This window comes from Paraburkholderia unamae (assembly GCF_003096875.1).
In the GTDB taxonomy this organism is placed as follows: Bacteria; Pseudomonadota; Gammaproteobacteria; order Burkholderiales; family Burkholderiaceae; genus Paraburkholderia; species Paraburkholderia unamae.
Window position 1 is genome coordinate 225,595 of the sequence record NZ_QEOB01000003.1, and the last position, 13,990, is coordinate 239,584.

Genomic DNA, 13,990 nt, shown 5'->3' on the forward strand with positions numbered 1-13,990 from the left:
TGACGCGTCAGGCCGAAGTTGGGCGTGCGGCAGCGAAGAGACCTAACGGGCCCTCCTGCATGTTGATGACGACGCTCTTGGTCAGTGTGTAGTGCTGCAGTACTTCGTGAGCGAATTCGCGTCCAAAGCCGCTTTGTTTGTAACCGCCGATTGGCATCCCGCCGACGAAGTTGTAATAGCGGTTGATCCACACCGTGCCGGTCTCCAATGCACAGGCCATCCGGTGTGCGCGGCTCAGGTCGCGGGTCCAAAGGCCGCCGCCGAGTCCGTAGATGGAGTCATTGGACATGCGAACCACCTCCTCCTCGTCTTTCCATGTCAACACGCTGGTCACTGGCCCGAAAATCTCCTCCTGTGCGATTTTCATGTCGTTCTTCACGTCGACAAACAACGTGGGCTGGACGAACAAACCCTGTGGCAACCCCGGAACTCGTGCGCGCTCCCCGCCGCACAAGATCCTGGCGCCCTCCTTCGGACCAGCGTCGAGATAACCCAGCACCTTCTCCATCTGCATCGAAGAGGCCTGCGCGCCAAGTTGGGTATCGGGCGACAAGGGATCGCCGATGCGTATGGCCGCCAGAATACGGGTCAGCTTGTCGAGGAATTCGTCGCGAACCCTCTCGTGCACGAACAAGCGCGAGCCCGCGAGACACACTTCCCCTTTGTTCAGCACGGTGGACATCGCGGCTCCTTCGGCGGCCGCGTCGAGGTCCGCGTCTTCGCAGACGATGTTGGCGGACTTTCCGCCCAGTTCCATGGTTTGCGGGATGATGTTGGTCGCCGCGAGGCGCATCAGTGTCCGTGCGGTCGGGCGCGAGCCCGTAAAACCCACCTTGCGCACGCGCGAGTCGGTCACGAGCGCTTCGCCCAGGTCCGGACCATAACCGGTAACAACGTTGAGCACACCCGGCGGCAACAGATCCGCCATTTCGCGCGCGAACTCCAGCACCGAGAGGCAGACAATCTCCGAAGGTTTGAGCACGATGGTGTTGCCCGCGGCCAGCGCCGGCGCGATCTTGCTCGCCAGCATGATCATCGGCACATTCCAGGGAATGATCTGCACGACCACGCCCAGCGGTTCGCGATGCACGATGCCGATCGACCCCGGCGAATGCAGCGATTCGCCGTGCAACTGCCACGGCGCGCCGGAGAAGATCGCGAACTGTTCAATCGCCATCGGCATATCGAAGTTGAGCGCTTCGCTGATGGGCTTGCCGTTGTTCAGCGTATCCATCAGCGCATAGTGACCGATGCGCGCTTTCAGGCGCCGGACGATCTCATAGATAATATCCTGGCGTTGCGCGGGCGCGCTTGCCGCCCACGCCGGAAATGCGCGCGCGGCGGCATCGACCGCGCGCTTCGCGTCGCTGGCGTTGCCCGCGCTGATACGGCTCAGGACCTCTCCTGTCGCCGGGTTCTTCAGATCGATGGTCTTGCCGCTGCCGCCTTCGACCCATTGGCCGCCAATGAACTGGCCATATTGAGGGAGATAATCGGGTGTCGCCGACATGACGTTGCTCCTTTGCTTTATGCAGTCGTACAGGGGAAGAGATCCGGCGTGGCCGCCGTTCGATGCCACGTGCATTTAATCAGGCATCCTTAATAAATAGTTGTGCCAGGCGTTCGCCGATCACCATGCATGGCGCCATCGGCGCACCGGTGGTGATGCGTGGCATGACCGAAGAATCGGCGATGCGCAGGCCCTGCACGCCACGCACGCGCAACTGCGCATCGGTGACAGACGCGTCGTCCTGCCCCATCCGGCAGGTGCCGCTGGGATGGAAAAAGGTGGTGGCGGCGTCACGGACGAATTTCTCCAATGCCGATCCAGACAACGGTCCCGGCAGCACCTCGCGCTTGACGAAGTCCTTCATCGCGGCCGAGTTGCCGATCTCGCGCGATAGCTCGACGCCGCGCACCAGCGCACGCACGTCGTCGGCTTCGGCCAGATGGTTTGCCTCGACGATGGGGCGGTCCTGCACGTTCGCCGAGCGCAGCTTCACCTGGCCGCGACTTTTCGGTCTGACCAGGCCCGGCGCGATCGACCAGCACGCTTCAGGCGGCGCATAACGCTTGCCGATGACCGGGCTGACATAGGGGAGCTGGATATGCACGGGGTACAGGTCGGGCGTATCGATTTCCGGGCGGCTCTTCACAAAGAACGCCGAATCGGCCCCGCTGTTCGTCAGCGGCAACGGCTCGCGATATTCCCACACACAACCGCCCAGCAACACGTGATCCTGCAGATTGCGGCCGACTTCAGGCGCATGGCGAACGACAGGAATGCCGAGCGCACGCAGATCGCCCTCGTTGCCGATGCCGGAAAGCATCATCAGTTGCGGCGTTCGCAGCCCGCCCGCGGAAAGCACGACTTCGTGCCGCGCGCCGATGCGATGTACCTTGCCTTGCCAGCGGAACTGCACGCCGACCGCCCGGCCGTGTTGAATCTCGACCCGATCAATCAGGGCGCCGGTCAGCACCGTGAGGTTCGGGCGGTCCATGACCGGATAAAGGAAACTGGCCGGCATGTTGCGACGGCGACCGTCCTCGATGATCTGGTCGAGAAGCGCCGTGCCGCCCGGCCCTTCCATCATCTCGCCATTGATGTCGGCGAAACGCGGGATACCGGTGGCCTCCGCAGCATCGACCATGGCCGTGGCACAGGGATTGGGGCGAACCGCCGGTTGAACCCAAACCGGTCCGCCACGCCCGCGGCGCACAGGATCCGGCGTCGTGCCTTGCCAGTTCTCCATCCTGCGATAAACGGCAAGTGTGCTTTCGTAATTCCACGCATCGTCGCCCGTGGCGGCGGCCCAAAATTCGAAATCGTTACGATGACCGCGCGAGTAGTTGCAGGCGTTGATGCTCGACCCGCCACCCAGCACGCGGCCCGTATCCATGGGCATTGCGCGGCCGTTCAGGTAGGGCGAGGGCTCGGCGACGTCCTGCCAGTCCAAAGTGGTGCCAAGATTGGCAAACCAGATACCCGGCGTAAAGACACCGGGTACCTGGTCGCTTCCTCCCGCTTCGAGCAGCAGGACCCGCGCCTGGGTCAGCTCGGCCAGGCGGCCCGCCAGCGTGCTGCCAGCGGTGCCTGAGCCGCAGACGATGTAATCGTAGGCAGGAAGCAATTGACGCGACCGCAAGCGCTGGTTGTCGCGCACCCGCGCGGCATGATCCAGGTCGGCGCGGGCGTTCTGCACGCCGAAGCCGAACGCGACGGCGAGAGCGAGAAACTGACGCCGGTCCAGGTGGCCGGCAATGAATGCATGCCGTGCGTGGTCGAGCGGATCCGGGCCGGTGTGGCGCGCGATGATGGGTAGTCGCATGATTGTGTCTCCGTTTATTTTTCTGTTCCCGTAGAGAACAGGGGCTTTAGCATGAGACGGAGGTTAGATTCAGCACGACCGGTCCGGCTATCGGATTTCGGCCAACTTATACGGCATCTGGCCAGATTGTGATTCATGCCATTGTTGGCGTCGGCGCTGGCTCAATCAGCTCCGTTGAAAATTTGACAATCAGGTAAAATCGGCCGGATTGGGCTCATCACGCCATGGCTTCATGGCGCGGAGTGCTGGCGCGAACGAGGGAGCTTCGACGGCAATCGGGGCAACGGTCATCGGGTGAAGCGAAGCACCGACCGCAGTACGTCTACAGGAGTATTTTCGTGGCAAAGGTACACGCAGAGGTGCAAAAGGAACAGATTCTCAACGCTGCGGCGCGGCTCTTCATCGAGAAGGGATTCGGCGGCGCTTCCATGCAGGAGATTGCGGAAGCGTTGGGCATGACACGCACGGCGGTCTACTACTACTTCAAGAACAAGGACGAGATCCTGACGGCACTAGTGGAAGAAGTCACCCTGAGGGCGCGGCGCCTTTCGAGCCGCGTCGCTTCCGACGCGGATACCGACCCGAAGGAATGGTTGCGTACGCTGGTCCATCAGCACACGATGCTGATTCTGAGCCACCATAACGAATTCCGGGTTATCGACCGGACCGAGCAGCAGTTACCTGACCGTGCCTATCGCGCGAACGAAGAAGCCAAGCGGGCCGTCCTCAGCAATTTCACGGCTGCCATCGAAGCAGGCGTGAAGGTCGGCGTATTCCGCGTTGTCGATCCGAAGGTCACTGCGTTCACGATGATCGGCATGTGCAGTTGGCCCGCGTTCTGGTACAGGCCCGATGGCTCGAAAAGCGCGGAAGAAATTGCGGATACGATCGCGGAACTCGCGGTGCAATCGGTAGTCCGGCCGGCCAGGCGCCAATTGAAGAGCGCGGGCAACGTGTCTGAAGCGTTGGCCTTGCTGCGCGAAGATCTGGATCATCTTTCGCTGATGATCGAGAAAACGCCGAAAGTGGGCTGAGATTTTTTGCTTGATTACGAATCAGGGAACGCCTTAAACACGGCGTTCAAACGTATTACTGGCTGCTCGCCCCGCCGATATGCCCAGCTACAGACGGGGGGGCAGGCTGAACCGGCCGCCGTCACAGGCCCACCCCACCCTTAGGCGAGTCGCGCACACGGCACAGGCCTCACCTTGTCTAGTGCTCGTATGCCATACCCAGGGTCTACGCTTTTGATCCGCATCCTGCCAGGCACCGATTTCTCGTTGAGAGTGGACCAAACCGTGGATGGCAATTTCCGTCGAATTGACCAAAGTCATGGACGGCGTAGGAGGATCTGAACTGTTTCTAGCGAATGCCCTTGCGCAACAAGGCGGCTGACCTTCTTCGGGACGGCAATGTCAACTTGAAGGCCGCGCTGCGTAGAATGGAGGGATAAAGAAGAACCGCTCGCCGTATCACGGCTTCCGTTTTCCAGCCGCAGTTATCAGTTGCGCGGTACGCTGGTACCACCGTTTCAACTTGAGCCTGCGCGACATCGAGGAACTGCTGCTCGAGCGCGGCGTCGTGGTCAGCTACGAGTCTGTGCGCAACTGGTGCGACCGATTCGGCGCGATGTTTGCCTGCCAGGTGAAAGCGGTCCGGTCGCGGCCGGGCACGACGTGGCATCTCGATGAGCTCTTCGTGAAACTGCGCGGTAAGCCGTACGTGCTGTGGCGTGCAGTGGATGAGCACGGCGTCGAACTGGACGTGCTGCTCCAAAAGCGCCGTGACAAGACAGCGGCAAGGCGCTTCTTCAGAAAGATGCTGCGGTCCTATCCGGTGCCCCGGAAGATTGTCACCGACCAGCTGCGCAGCTATCCCGCGGCAAGATCCGAGGTGCCGCAGCTAGCCGGTGTGAAGCACATCTTCGTGAAGGCCTCGGCCCGGGTCAATAACCGCGCAGAGAACAACCACCAGCCGACGCGCCGGCGTGAGCGTCAGATGCAGGGTTTCCGTGACCCGCAGCGCTTTCTGTCGAACTTCGGCCCGATTCGCCAGCACTTCGCGCTGCCCCGGCACAGGATGAGCGCAGGTGACCATCGCGCACAACTGCGAGCGCGCCTGGCCAGCTGGTTCCGGTGGACCGTCGCTGAGCCGACTGGTGTCGCTCGATAATCAACAGGAATCCTACTCATATCGCGTTGGTACGCGCCCACGTCGCCAACTTGACAATGCCTTGCGAACGGATCTTCGCTGTCACTGGCTGTATCGCGCGCCGTCACTAGCGAGCATGAGCATGCTGCGACCGCATCTGGGCTCGTCGGGTTCTTCAGATCAGCAGTTCCGCATTGATGGCCTCGGTGATCAGTGCAGCATTCGGTACGGAGTCAGTGGTGCTGGCATCTGCGATTTTGCTTTTCGCGCTGCTCGCGATGGCGGCGTGCATCCCGTAGCGCGTGGAGCGCGAATGTATCAAGTGAAGTGCAGGCGAAGCCGGTTGCATGCCTCCCTGGGCACAGTAAGCGGACACGCGGCCTGGTTCGACTATGGATCGCTTCGGGTCAAGTTCTGCCGGGCGCGGACCGATCAAGGGCGACCTACTCCGCAAGGTCGACGTCGGACAGGGATCGGCCATGAGGCGTCATTAGCCAGCCTCGTGAGTCGGTCGTTCAGACGTCGGTTCCACATCAAATGCGGTCGTTCGCTTACGGCGCGGCATTGCACATCTCCCACGCGCCAGCTTTGCATGGGCCGCTGGTCAGGAAATCGGGTTTTACTGCAAGCGGCTCGTTAGCTGGGCGAGAAAGTTATCGCATGCATCAAGCTGCGCCAATGCAACGTATTCATCCGGCTTGTGCGCGACGTCGATATCGCCAGGGCCGCACACGACGCTCGGCACGGACAGACGCGTCGAGAACAGTCCGCCTTCCGTGCCGAAAGCAACTTTGCGCTTCTGCGTATTCGGCGGTAGCAGCGTTTCGAGAAACCTTACGGCATTGCTCGCGACATGGGTGTCGAGACCGGGATAAGCGTTGACTTCCTCGACATCGGGCAGATGTGCTTTCCCTTGAAAAGCCGTGGCGCTTACGATCGAGGCCCGCGAGCGAATGTCTCCGAGTATTGCGTCGGCGTTGTCGCTCGCGAGCGTGCGGATTTCGAATTCGAGCGTGCATTCGTTCGGCACGATGTTGAGCGCCTTGCCGCCGTGGATCGTCCCGACGTGAATCGTCGAATACGGCACGTCGTAACCGTCGTCGTGCGCGCCGCGTTCGGCGAGATGCTGCTGCGCCGCGCGAATGCCCGCGATCCAGTCAGCGGCAACATGGATTGCATTCAGATACTTCGGCGCGAGCGCCGAATGGCCTTCCTCTGCGCAACAGACCGCGCGATACGCAGCCTTGCCTTTGTGACCGGTTGCGATCTGCATCATCGTCGGTTCGCCGATGATGCACAGTTCCGGCCGCAGCGGGGCCGCCTCCAGCACATCGATCAGCCGACGCACGCCGACGCAGCCGATCTCCTCGTCATACGACAGCGCCAGCTGCAAGGGCTTCTTCAATGTCCGCGCCGACGCATCGACTATTGCCATGACCGCGCAGGCGACGAAGCCCTTCATGTCAGCAGCACCGCGTCCGTAAAGCCGCCCGTCGCGTAGCGTGGCCTCGAAGGGCGGCATCGTCCACGGCTGTCCTTCGACAGGCACGACGTCCGTGTGTCCCGATAGCATCACACCGGGTACGTCCGCCGGCCCCGTGCTCGCGAACAGGTTCGCGCAGGTGCCGGCGTCGTTACCGACGATCGTACTCCTGATGCCCGCCGCGCCCAGCAAACCGGCGACATGCTCGATCAGCGCGAGATTCGGCGTGCGCGAAATGGTTGGGAACGCGATCAGCGTTTTCAGCAGTTCGGCACTTCGGCTGAGCGCCATGATTACGCGTCCGGTTTGACGGCGATGACGTCGATTTCGACCACCCATTCTGGGCGCGCCAACGCCTGCACGACGAGACCGGTCGACACCGGGAACACGCCCTTGAGCCAGCGGCCCATCACGTTATAGACAGCCTCGCGATAGCGCGGGTCGATGATGTAGACGGTTACCTTGCAGATGTCCTCGAGCTTGCTTCCGCATTCGTCAAGCAACATCTTGATGTTCGACATCGCCTTTTCGGTTTGCGCGGCGACGTCGCCGATGCCGACCGATTCGCGTGTGTCGAGATCCTGGCCGATCTGGCCGCGCAGATACACCGTGTTGCCGGCTATCACCGCCTGGCACAGGTCGTTGTCCAGGCTCTGTTCCGGATACGTTTCGCGAGTGTTGAATTTGCGGATACGCGTATGAGTGGTCATGTCGTGACGATTCGAAAGTTCAGTGATGAAGGATTCTGGAAAGAAAGCGTTTCGCGGCGGCGCTGGCGGCGTCCTGGAAAAACGCGTCGGTCGGGCTGTCCTCGATGATCGCGCCGTCTTCCATGAAAACCACGCGATGCGCGACCCGCTTTGCGAAGCCCATTTCGTGCGTGACCACCATCATGGTCATGCCTTCGCGGGCGAGTTCAACCATCACGTCGAGCACTTCGTTGACCATCTCCGGGTCGAGCGCCGAGGTCGGTTCGTCGAACAGCATCACCATCGGATCCATCGACAACGCGCGCGCAATCGCAACGCGCTGCTGCTGGCCACCCGACAGCTGCGCCGGATACTTGTGCGCGTGCGCCGAGAGCCCGACGTGGTCGAGAAGTTCGCGCGCTTTCGTGCGCGCCCGGCCTTCGTCGCGATCGAGCACGATGCGCTGCGCGAGCGTGAGATTGCGCGTCAGGTCTAGATGCGGAAACAGTTCGAAGTGCTGGAACACCATGCCGACGCGGCTGCGCAACTTCGACAGATTGGTCGACTTCGCGCTGAGCGACGTGCCATCGACGACAATGTCGCCTTTCTGGAATGGCTCCAGCGCGTTGACGGTCTTGATCAGCGTCGATTTGCCCGACCCCGACGGACCGCACACGACGACGATTTCACCCTTGTTTACGTGCGTAGAGCATTGCTTGAGCACGTGATGGCTGCCGTACCACTTGTGAACGCCCCGAATATCGATGACGGCTTGATCCGGGCTCATTTGTCGAAATATCCCGCGCGGATCGACGCACCAATCAGGTTGAGAATCAGGCGCCCGGCGGTTATGCAGGAGATCAGATTCGCATCGTCCTTTTCCGGCTGGATTTCCACAATGTCCATGCCGACCACGCGGCCTTTTTTCACCAACCCGTGGATCAGCTTGCGTGCTTGCAGGAAGGTCACGCCGCCTGGCGCCGGTCCCGCGACGGCTGGCATCACCGAAGGATCGAGGCCGTCGGCGTCGATCGTCAGATAATAATTGCCGCCGTCGGGAATACGCGCGAGCACAGCGTCCATACCGATGTCGTGCAGTTCGTACGCCGTGACGAGTTCCGAGCCATACGCGCGCGCGGCGACGAGTTCCTCGGGGCGCCCGCTGCCTTGCGCACGCAAACCGATCTGGATGATGCGATCGACGTGCGCCATTTCCGACGCGCGGCGGATCGGGCTCGACAGGCCTTCGCGAACGCCATTGACTTCGTCGCGCCAGTCGAGATGTGCATCGATGTGCACGAGCGTGACCGGACCTTTTGCGTCGAGGCCGCGCAGAATCGGCGTCGTGATGCCGTGATCGCCGCCCAGTACGATCGGCATCGCGCCCCCGGCGACGATCCGGCGCACGGCCGCTTCGGCGCGCGCATAGTGCTCGCCAGGCCTCGTCAGATCGGGAATGATGTCGCCGCAATCGACGAAGCGCACATCGGTGCGACCTTGCAGCAGCGGGCCATCGATATCGAAGTCGTAATGCCCCGGTTTGCGCACGACGCGGTCGGTCGCCTGACGGATCGCCGACGGCGCGTTGGTCTGGTCATTGCTGAAATCGGACGGTGCGTACGGCGCGCCATACGGCATGCCGAGCACGGCGATATCGGCCTTCAGGTTGTCGATGTCGAGATCGAGTTCCGAGTAGAGCAGCGTCGGATGGCCGATGCGCGGCGCGACGGTGTATTGAGTCATGCGAGTGTCTCCTGGAGGGAATGATGGGATCTGCGTCAGACGTGGCGCGCGCGTCGTCCGATCGCCGTTTCCAGACGGCGGCCGACGCCGGCCAGCAAAACGCTGCAGATCCAGTAGATCAATGCCGTCGTGCCGAGCACTTCGACATACGCAAAGGTATTGGCGGTGAGCAGATTGCTCTGGTATGTCATCTCCGGCAGACTCATCACCGAGAAAATTGCCGAGTCCTTGAACATCATGATCACGAGGCTCGTGGTCGGCGGTGTGACGTACCCGAACAACTGCGGCGCGATCACGTGGCGCTGTGTCTGCCAGAACGTCATGCCGAGTGAAAACGACGCCTGCGTCTGGCCACGCGGTACGCTGCGCAGCGCCGCGCGCAGGATTTCGCTGAAGTAGCCGCCCGTGTAAAAGACGGTGCAGCCAATCGCCACCGTCATTGCCGAAGCGCCTATGCCGAGCTTCGGCAGACCGAAGAACGACAGGTAGACGAGAATCAGATACGGAATGTTGCGCACCAGTTCGACGTAGGCGAGCGCGACCGGCTTGAGGAACGTGCGCGATTGCGCCGCGTACGCCGCGACGATTCCCGCCACGACACCGAGCGGAATGCCGATCGCGCTGACCAGTGCTGTGACGCGAAGGCCGTCGAGCAACACCGGCACCGCTTCGCGGACGATCGAAAAGTCAATGGCCATGGGGCAGCATCCTCGAGACGCGGCGCTCGCACACTCGCGAAACGGCCGAGATGCAGAACAGGATCAGGAAGTAGACCGCGGCGGTGATCGTGAAGACCTGCAGCGGCAAATCGGTTTGCAGCGTGGCGTTGCGACCGACAGTCGCGAGTTCCGGCACCGCGATGATCGACATCAGCGAAGAGGCTTTCAGCAACAGCGTGAACTCGCTGGTGAGCGGCGGAATCGCACGATAGATCATCTGCGGCAGCAGCACGTGACGCCACACCTGTGCGGTACGCATACCCAATGCGTAACCTGCCGCGCGCTGTCCCCACGAGATCGTGCCGAGCGATCCGCGCAGGATTTCGACGATGTACGCACTGGTATTGCACGCGAGCGCGGCGATACCCGCGGTGACAGGCGAGATCGAAATGTTGAGCAGAGCCGGTACCATGTAGTACGCGATCAACATGTGAATCAGCGCCGGGGTGCCGCGAATCAGGCTCACCCACAGTACCACCAGCGCACGCAACGGACCGAACGGCGACATGCGTGCAGGCAGCAGAACGACGCCAAGCGCGAGTCCGATGACGAACGCACAGGCCGAAGCGCCCAGCGTCAGCGCTGTCCCCGACACGACCCCGTCGAGAAACGGCGCGATTACGCCGCCCTTGCCGAACCAGTTGAGCATGGCGGCGCGTCAGATGGCGCCGGCCGGCAGATAGTTCGCTCGCGGCGTGTCCATCGGCGTGCCGAACCACTTCGTCTGCAACGCGGCAAGCTTGCCGTTCGCGCGGAATTCTTCGAGCGAATCATTGATGAACTTGCGAATTTCGAGGTCGTTCGGATTTGCGACCCACGCGAGCAGCTTTGGCTGACCGATGGTGCCGGCAATGCGGAATGCGTTCGGCTGTCGCTTCATCTGCACGGCAGCGATGTTCGACGGCATCAACGCGACGTCGACGGTCCGGTTCGCCAGCGCGTTTGAAACGTCTGGATATGCCTGGAACAGCTTGGTGCCTGCGTAGCCCTTACCGGTCTTTTCCTTCAATTCCTTTTCGAACTCGTCGGCGACGGGTTGCGACGACGAACCCATCTGCGTGCCGATCGTCTTGCCGCCGATGTCGAGGTCGCGGTTGATCGATTTGTCGTCCGCGCGTACCAGCAGCACCGAGCGCACCACACCGACCGGCTCGCTGAACGCAAATCGCTTCGCGCGCTCCGGCGTGATGCCGACGCTGGTCGCGACGAAGTCGAACTTGTGCGTCATCAGGCCTGGAAGCAGGCCCTGAAACGGCAGATTCATCTGCTCGAGCTTCACGCCGAGCTTCGCCGCCATCAATTCCAGCACATCGTGACCGTACCCGACAATCTGGCCGTTTTCGACGAATTCGAACGGCTCGTACGCGGCTTCCGTGCCGACCACCAGCTTGCCGCGCTGTTTGATGTCCGCAAGCGTGCCGCCTTCGGCCAGTGCGAGCTTCGGTAGTGCCAGTGCCACGCCCGAAGCGAGTGTGGTTTTCAGGAAGGATCGTCTGGTCAGTTGTTTCATTGCGCTCTCCGCGTGGTGGTCGTGTGGTCGTGTGGGGTGACTGACCGGCACATTGCGGACTTCGCGATTTCGCGATTTCGCGCAATTGGCCAGACGATTGAATGTATGCCGCCATAAAGAGAGTGAAAAATGATTTTTTTAGCGGTATGGTTCCAGAAAATGAAACCTTTCGGATGGGCCTGTTTGCCCATCTTCTCGACTTGGGAGTGGCTTGAGTGGCTAGATCCGATTTCACGGAGCGCGATTTGCGTTCGCTGCGCATTTTCTGCGCCGTCGCCCAGGCCAATGGCTTCGCCGCTGCGGAAAAGCAGTTGAATATGTCGAAGGCATCGATTAGCCGGCACATCCGCGAAGTCGAGGAGACGCTCGGCGCCCGACTGTGCGAGCGCGGCCCATCCGGATTCGTGCTCACGCAGGCGGGAAAGGTCGCCCTCGATCTCGCGCGCGACGCGATCCGCTCGCTGGAACGGATTCAGCCCGAAATCGACGCGGTGCGCGGGGTATTGTCCGGCACGCTGTCGATCGGGATGGTCGAGCACATCGCCAGCGATGAAGGCTGTCATTTGCCAGAGGTGCTCGCCGCGCTGAAGGAACAGGCGCCCGACGTGAGCGTCGAGTTGCGCGTAATGACCTTCAACGAACTCGACCTGGCGTTGCGGGAGCGCCGCGTGCAGGTTGCGATTCGGGGCATGTACCGGCGCGAGGCGGGCTTCCACTACCTGCCGCTCTTCATCGAGCGGCAGACACTCTACGTAGCACGTCGCAAGTTGCCCGATGCATCGATGCTACCGCTCGTCTATCGCGAGCAGCCGTTCGTGCACGAGGCGCTCAATACGCTGCGGATGCGGCGTGGACCGTCGGCGTTTGGCCTCGAGGCGGTGGCGATGCTCGTGCTGTCCGGGCACTATGTTGGCCTGCTGCCGCAGTCCTATGCTGCGTCGTTCGCGAAACGGCACGCGCTCGCGGAGGTGCCATCCGGTCCAGTCTATGAAAACACGATTAGCGCGATTATCGAAATTTCTCGACCAATAACGCGCGCGCTTGAGTTATTCCTGGATCTTGTCCGGCAACTCCATCGTGTTGAATGACGGTACGGTTGCACGAATTCCAACGACGGATGCCGGAAGTCCACTCTGGAGCTGGAACCGGTCATTCGTGGCGGCCTGGTTGACTGTCTGTTGCGGGTCGAACTGGGACCGATAAACAATGGCCGAGCTGATGGGCCCGCGTCCGGGCGAATCACCTTGTCTGAACCCGCAGTCCGTCAAGCGCCCTCATCTGCCTGCGCCTCGTCACATGCGCCGTCTGCCTTGCAAACCGCGCGCCAACTTGCCTGCTTCACGCCAGCGCGATAGTCAGGACGTCTTCAGGTACGTGGCGCAACGTGCGTGAATGCGTTGCACGATCGGTGAACGATAGTCGAGAAACCAACCGGTGCGCAGGTTGAAGAGCCGGTGCAATCCGCATCGCCCTCCGGAAAGGGGACACCGCTCTCCTCCGCAGCAATCGTGCAGGACGCCGCTACCAGCCTGGCGCGCTCCAGCCAGTCGCACTCAGCGCCGTTCGAGGCCAGCCAGATCTGCGCCGATTCGATCAGATGATCGGTGCGCAGCCACACGCCCTCGCGGGCGAATGCAAAAAGCTGTCCGACCACGAGAAAACACAGCAACTCAGCGCTGGCTTCGTCGTCAAGTTTTCTCTCCACTTCCGCTCCATTGCGTGGGTTGCGCGCGCGGCGGCTACCGGGCTGGCTCCCGCCTGGCGCCCCTTGGCACTGCTCGAACAATTTACCGCGTCGGACGACAGAGCGCCGAGGCAGTTCGACCAGCAGTGGAATGGCCGATTATCCGCTGATCCATGCGCTGGTGGGACTTTGCTGGATGAACCGTCGTCGATTCGCTCCGACAAGCGCAACACGGCAGCCGACTAGTGAAATTTGTGCGCCTGCCGACGGCGCGCAGTCGCAAGCAGCGCATTGTCGCCGGTGTTCTCGTCTGGCGCCGCACCCGAACTGTCTGCCACGACCACATGGACATCCTGCGCAAACGCTTCCTGAAACCGCTCCCGTGCGTGCGCTACGCACTCCGCCTCAGTCCCTTCGCCAGCCGCGGCTGCGGCCTGAGCCGAAGCCTTTGCCGCGAGACCGAATACCGCGACGGCTTCGTCCCACGTCAGGCCGCTCGAAATTGCTTCTTCGATGAACCGTTCGACGAGTTCGCCTGCTTTCACCCTCAACATACCCATGAATTCTTCCTCGCCGATACTAGAGCAACGTCAATTGCGCGCGACTGCCATCATCCTGGCTGCGAGCTTCACGCACCGCCCCCGCAGCGACGCGCGAAGATGCAGGCCCGACCTGTTCCTGT

The 13,990-nt window shown here is 61.7% G+C and carries 14 protein-coding genes; 3 read left to right on the top strand and 11 right to left on the bottom strand.

The window, feature by feature from the left end; all coding sequences use genetic code 11:
- Positions 1 to 7 precede the first annotated feature (7 nt).
- Both C7402_RS08000 and C7402_RS08005 read right to left on the bottom strand, forming a co-directional pair.
- Entirely contained in the window at positions 8 to 1,510 is a 1,503-nt protein-coding gene (locus tag C7402_RS08000; protein WP_116610182.1) for an aldehyde dehydrogenase family protein, read from the bottom strand.
- Between the two features lie 79 nt (positions 1,511 to 1,589).
- Entirely contained in the window at positions 1,590 to 3,329 is a 1,740-nt protein-coding gene (locus C7402_RS08005; RefSeq protein WP_116610183.1) for a GMC family oxidoreductase, read from the bottom strand.
- A 338-nt stretch (positions 3,330 to 3,667) separates the two neighbouring features.
- Between C7402_RS08005 and C7402_RS08010 the strand changes: the two genes are divergently transcribed.
- Both C7402_RS08010 and C7402_RS08015 read left to right on the top strand, forming a co-directional pair.
- Positions 3,668 to 4,363 carry a TetR/AcrR family transcriptional regulator gene (locus tag C7402_RS08010; RefSeq protein ID WP_244314776.1) on the top strand — a complete coding sequence of 232 codons (696 nt, stop codon included), beginning with the start codon at positions 3,668 to 3,670 and terminating at the stop codon, positions 4,361 to 4,363.
- Positions 4,364 to 4,778: 415 nt separating this feature from the next.
- A complete protein-coding gene (locus tag C7402_RS08015; protein ID WP_116610185.1) occupies positions 4,779 to 5,501 on the top strand; it encodes an IS6 family transposase in 723 nt (240 codons plus the stop codon).
- Between the two features lie 598 nt (positions 5,502 to 6,099).
- On the opposite strand, the gene argE is transcribed toward C7402_RS08015, so the two are convergent.
- The 7 genes from argE to C7402_RS08055 are packed head-to-tail and all read right to left on the bottom strand — an operon-like array spanning position 6,100 to position 11,624.
- Positions 6,100 to 7,254, bottom strand: coding sequence for an acetylornithine deacetylase (argE, locus tag C7402_RS08025; protein WP_116610186.1), 1,155 nt, complete (start codon positions 7,252 to 7,254; stop codon positions 6,100 to 6,102).
- 2 nt (positions 7,255 to 7,256) lie between these two features.
- Positions 7,257 to 7,673: a RidA family protein gene (locus C7402_RS08030; RefSeq protein ID WP_116610187.1), complete on the bottom strand. Its 417-nt coding sequence runs from the start codon at positions 7,671 to 7,673 to the stop codon at positions 7,257 to 7,259.
- A gap of 19 nt (positions 7,674 to 7,692) precedes the next feature.
- Positions 7,693 to 8,439, bottom strand: coding sequence for an amino acid ABC transporter ATP-binding protein (locus C7402_RS08035; RefSeq protein WP_116610188.1), 747 nt, complete (start codon positions 8,437 to 8,439; stop codon positions 7,693 to 7,695).
- Entirely contained in the window at positions 8,436 to 9,395 is a 960-nt protein-coding gene (locus tag C7402_RS08040; RefSeq protein WP_116610189.1) for an agmatinase, read from the bottom strand. Before C7402_RS08040 ends, C7402_RS08035 begins: the two co-directional genes overlap by 4 nt.
- 35 nt (positions 9,396 to 9,430) lie before the next feature.
- Entirely contained in the window at positions 9,431 to 10,093 is a 663-nt protein-coding gene (locus tag C7402_RS08045) for an amino acid ABC transporter permease (RefSeq protein WP_116610190.1), read from the bottom strand.
- Complete coding sequence (locus C7402_RS08050; protein WP_116610191.1) at positions 10,083 to 10,763, bottom strand: amino acid ABC transporter permease; 681 nt, start codon at positions 10,761 to 10,763, stop codon at positions 10,083 to 10,085. The genes C7402_RS08045 and C7402_RS08050 overlap by 11 nt, the downstream gene beginning before the upstream one ends.
- 9 nt (positions 10,764 to 10,772) lie before the next feature.
- Positions 10,773 to 11,624: a transporter substrate-binding domain-containing protein gene (locus tag C7402_RS08055; protein ID WP_007177579.1), complete on the bottom strand. Its 852-nt coding sequence runs from the start codon at positions 11,622 to 11,624 to the stop codon at positions 10,773 to 10,775.
- Positions 11,625 to 11,839: 215 nt separating this feature from the next.
- Here C7402_RS08055 and C7402_RS08060 point away from each other — a divergent pair, with 215 nt between their 5' ends.
- A complete protein-coding gene (locus tag C7402_RS08060) occupies positions 11,840 to 12,712 on the top strand; it encodes a LysR family transcriptional regulator (protein WP_116610192.1) in 873 nt (290 codons plus the stop codon).
- 278 nt (positions 12,713 to 12,990) lie between these two features.
- On the opposite strand, the gene C7402_RS46210 is transcribed toward C7402_RS08060, so the two are convergent.
- A complete protein-coding gene (locus tag C7402_RS46210; protein ID WP_133254433.1) occupies positions 12,991 to 13,329 on the bottom strand; it encodes a hypothetical protein in 339 nt (112 codons plus the stop codon).
- Positions 13,330 to 13,550: 221 nt separating this feature from the next.
- Complete coding sequence (locus tag C7402_RS08070; RefSeq protein WP_116610194.1) at positions 13,551 to 13,868, bottom strand: hypothetical protein; 318 nt, start codon at positions 13,866 to 13,868, stop codon at positions 13,551 to 13,553.
- Positions 13,869 to 13,990: the final 122 nt, after the last annotated feature.

Excerpts from the sequence above, each read along its gene's own strand:
- C7402_RS08070 (WP_116610194.1), bottom strand. The coding sequence starts at position 13,868 with ATGGGTATGTTGAGGGTGAAAGCAGGCGAACTCGTCGAACGGTTCATC.
- C7402_RS08030 (WP_116610187.1), bottom strand. The coding sequence starts at position 7,673 with ATGACCACTCATACGCGTATCCGCAAATTCAACACTCGCGAAACGTAT.
- C7402_RS08055 (WP_007177579.1), bottom strand. The coding sequence starts at position 11,624 with ATGAAACAACTGACCAGACGATCCTTCCTGAAAACCACACTCGCTTCG.
- C7402_RS08005 (WP_116610183.1), bottom strand. The coding sequence starts at position 3,329 with ATGCGACTACCCATCATCGCGCGCCACACCGGCCCGGATCCGCTCGAC.
- C7402_RS08000 (WP_116610182.1), bottom strand. The coding sequence starts at position 1,510 with ATGTCGGCGACACCCGATTATCTCCCTCAATATGGCCAGTTCATTGGC.
- C7402_RS08050 (WP_116610191.1), bottom strand. The coding sequence starts at position 10,763 with ATGCTCAACTGGTTCGGCAAGGGCGGCGTAATCGCGCCGTTTCTCGAC.
- C7402_RS08040 (WP_116610189.1), bottom strand. The coding sequence starts at position 9,395 with ATGACTCAATACACCGTCGCGCCGCGCATCGGCCATCCGACGCTGCTC.
- argE (WP_116610186.1), bottom strand. The coding sequence starts at position 7,254 with ATGGCGCTCAGCCGAAGTGCCGAACTGCTGAAAACGCTGATCGCGTTC.
- C7402_RS08045 (WP_116610190.1), bottom strand. The coding sequence starts at position 10,093 with ATGGCCATTGACTTTTCGATCGTCCGCGAAGCGGTGCCGGTGTTGCTC.
- C7402_RS08035 (WP_116610188.1), bottom strand. The coding sequence starts at position 8,439 with ATGAGCCCGGATCAAGCCGTCATCGATATTCGGGGCGTTCACAAGTGG.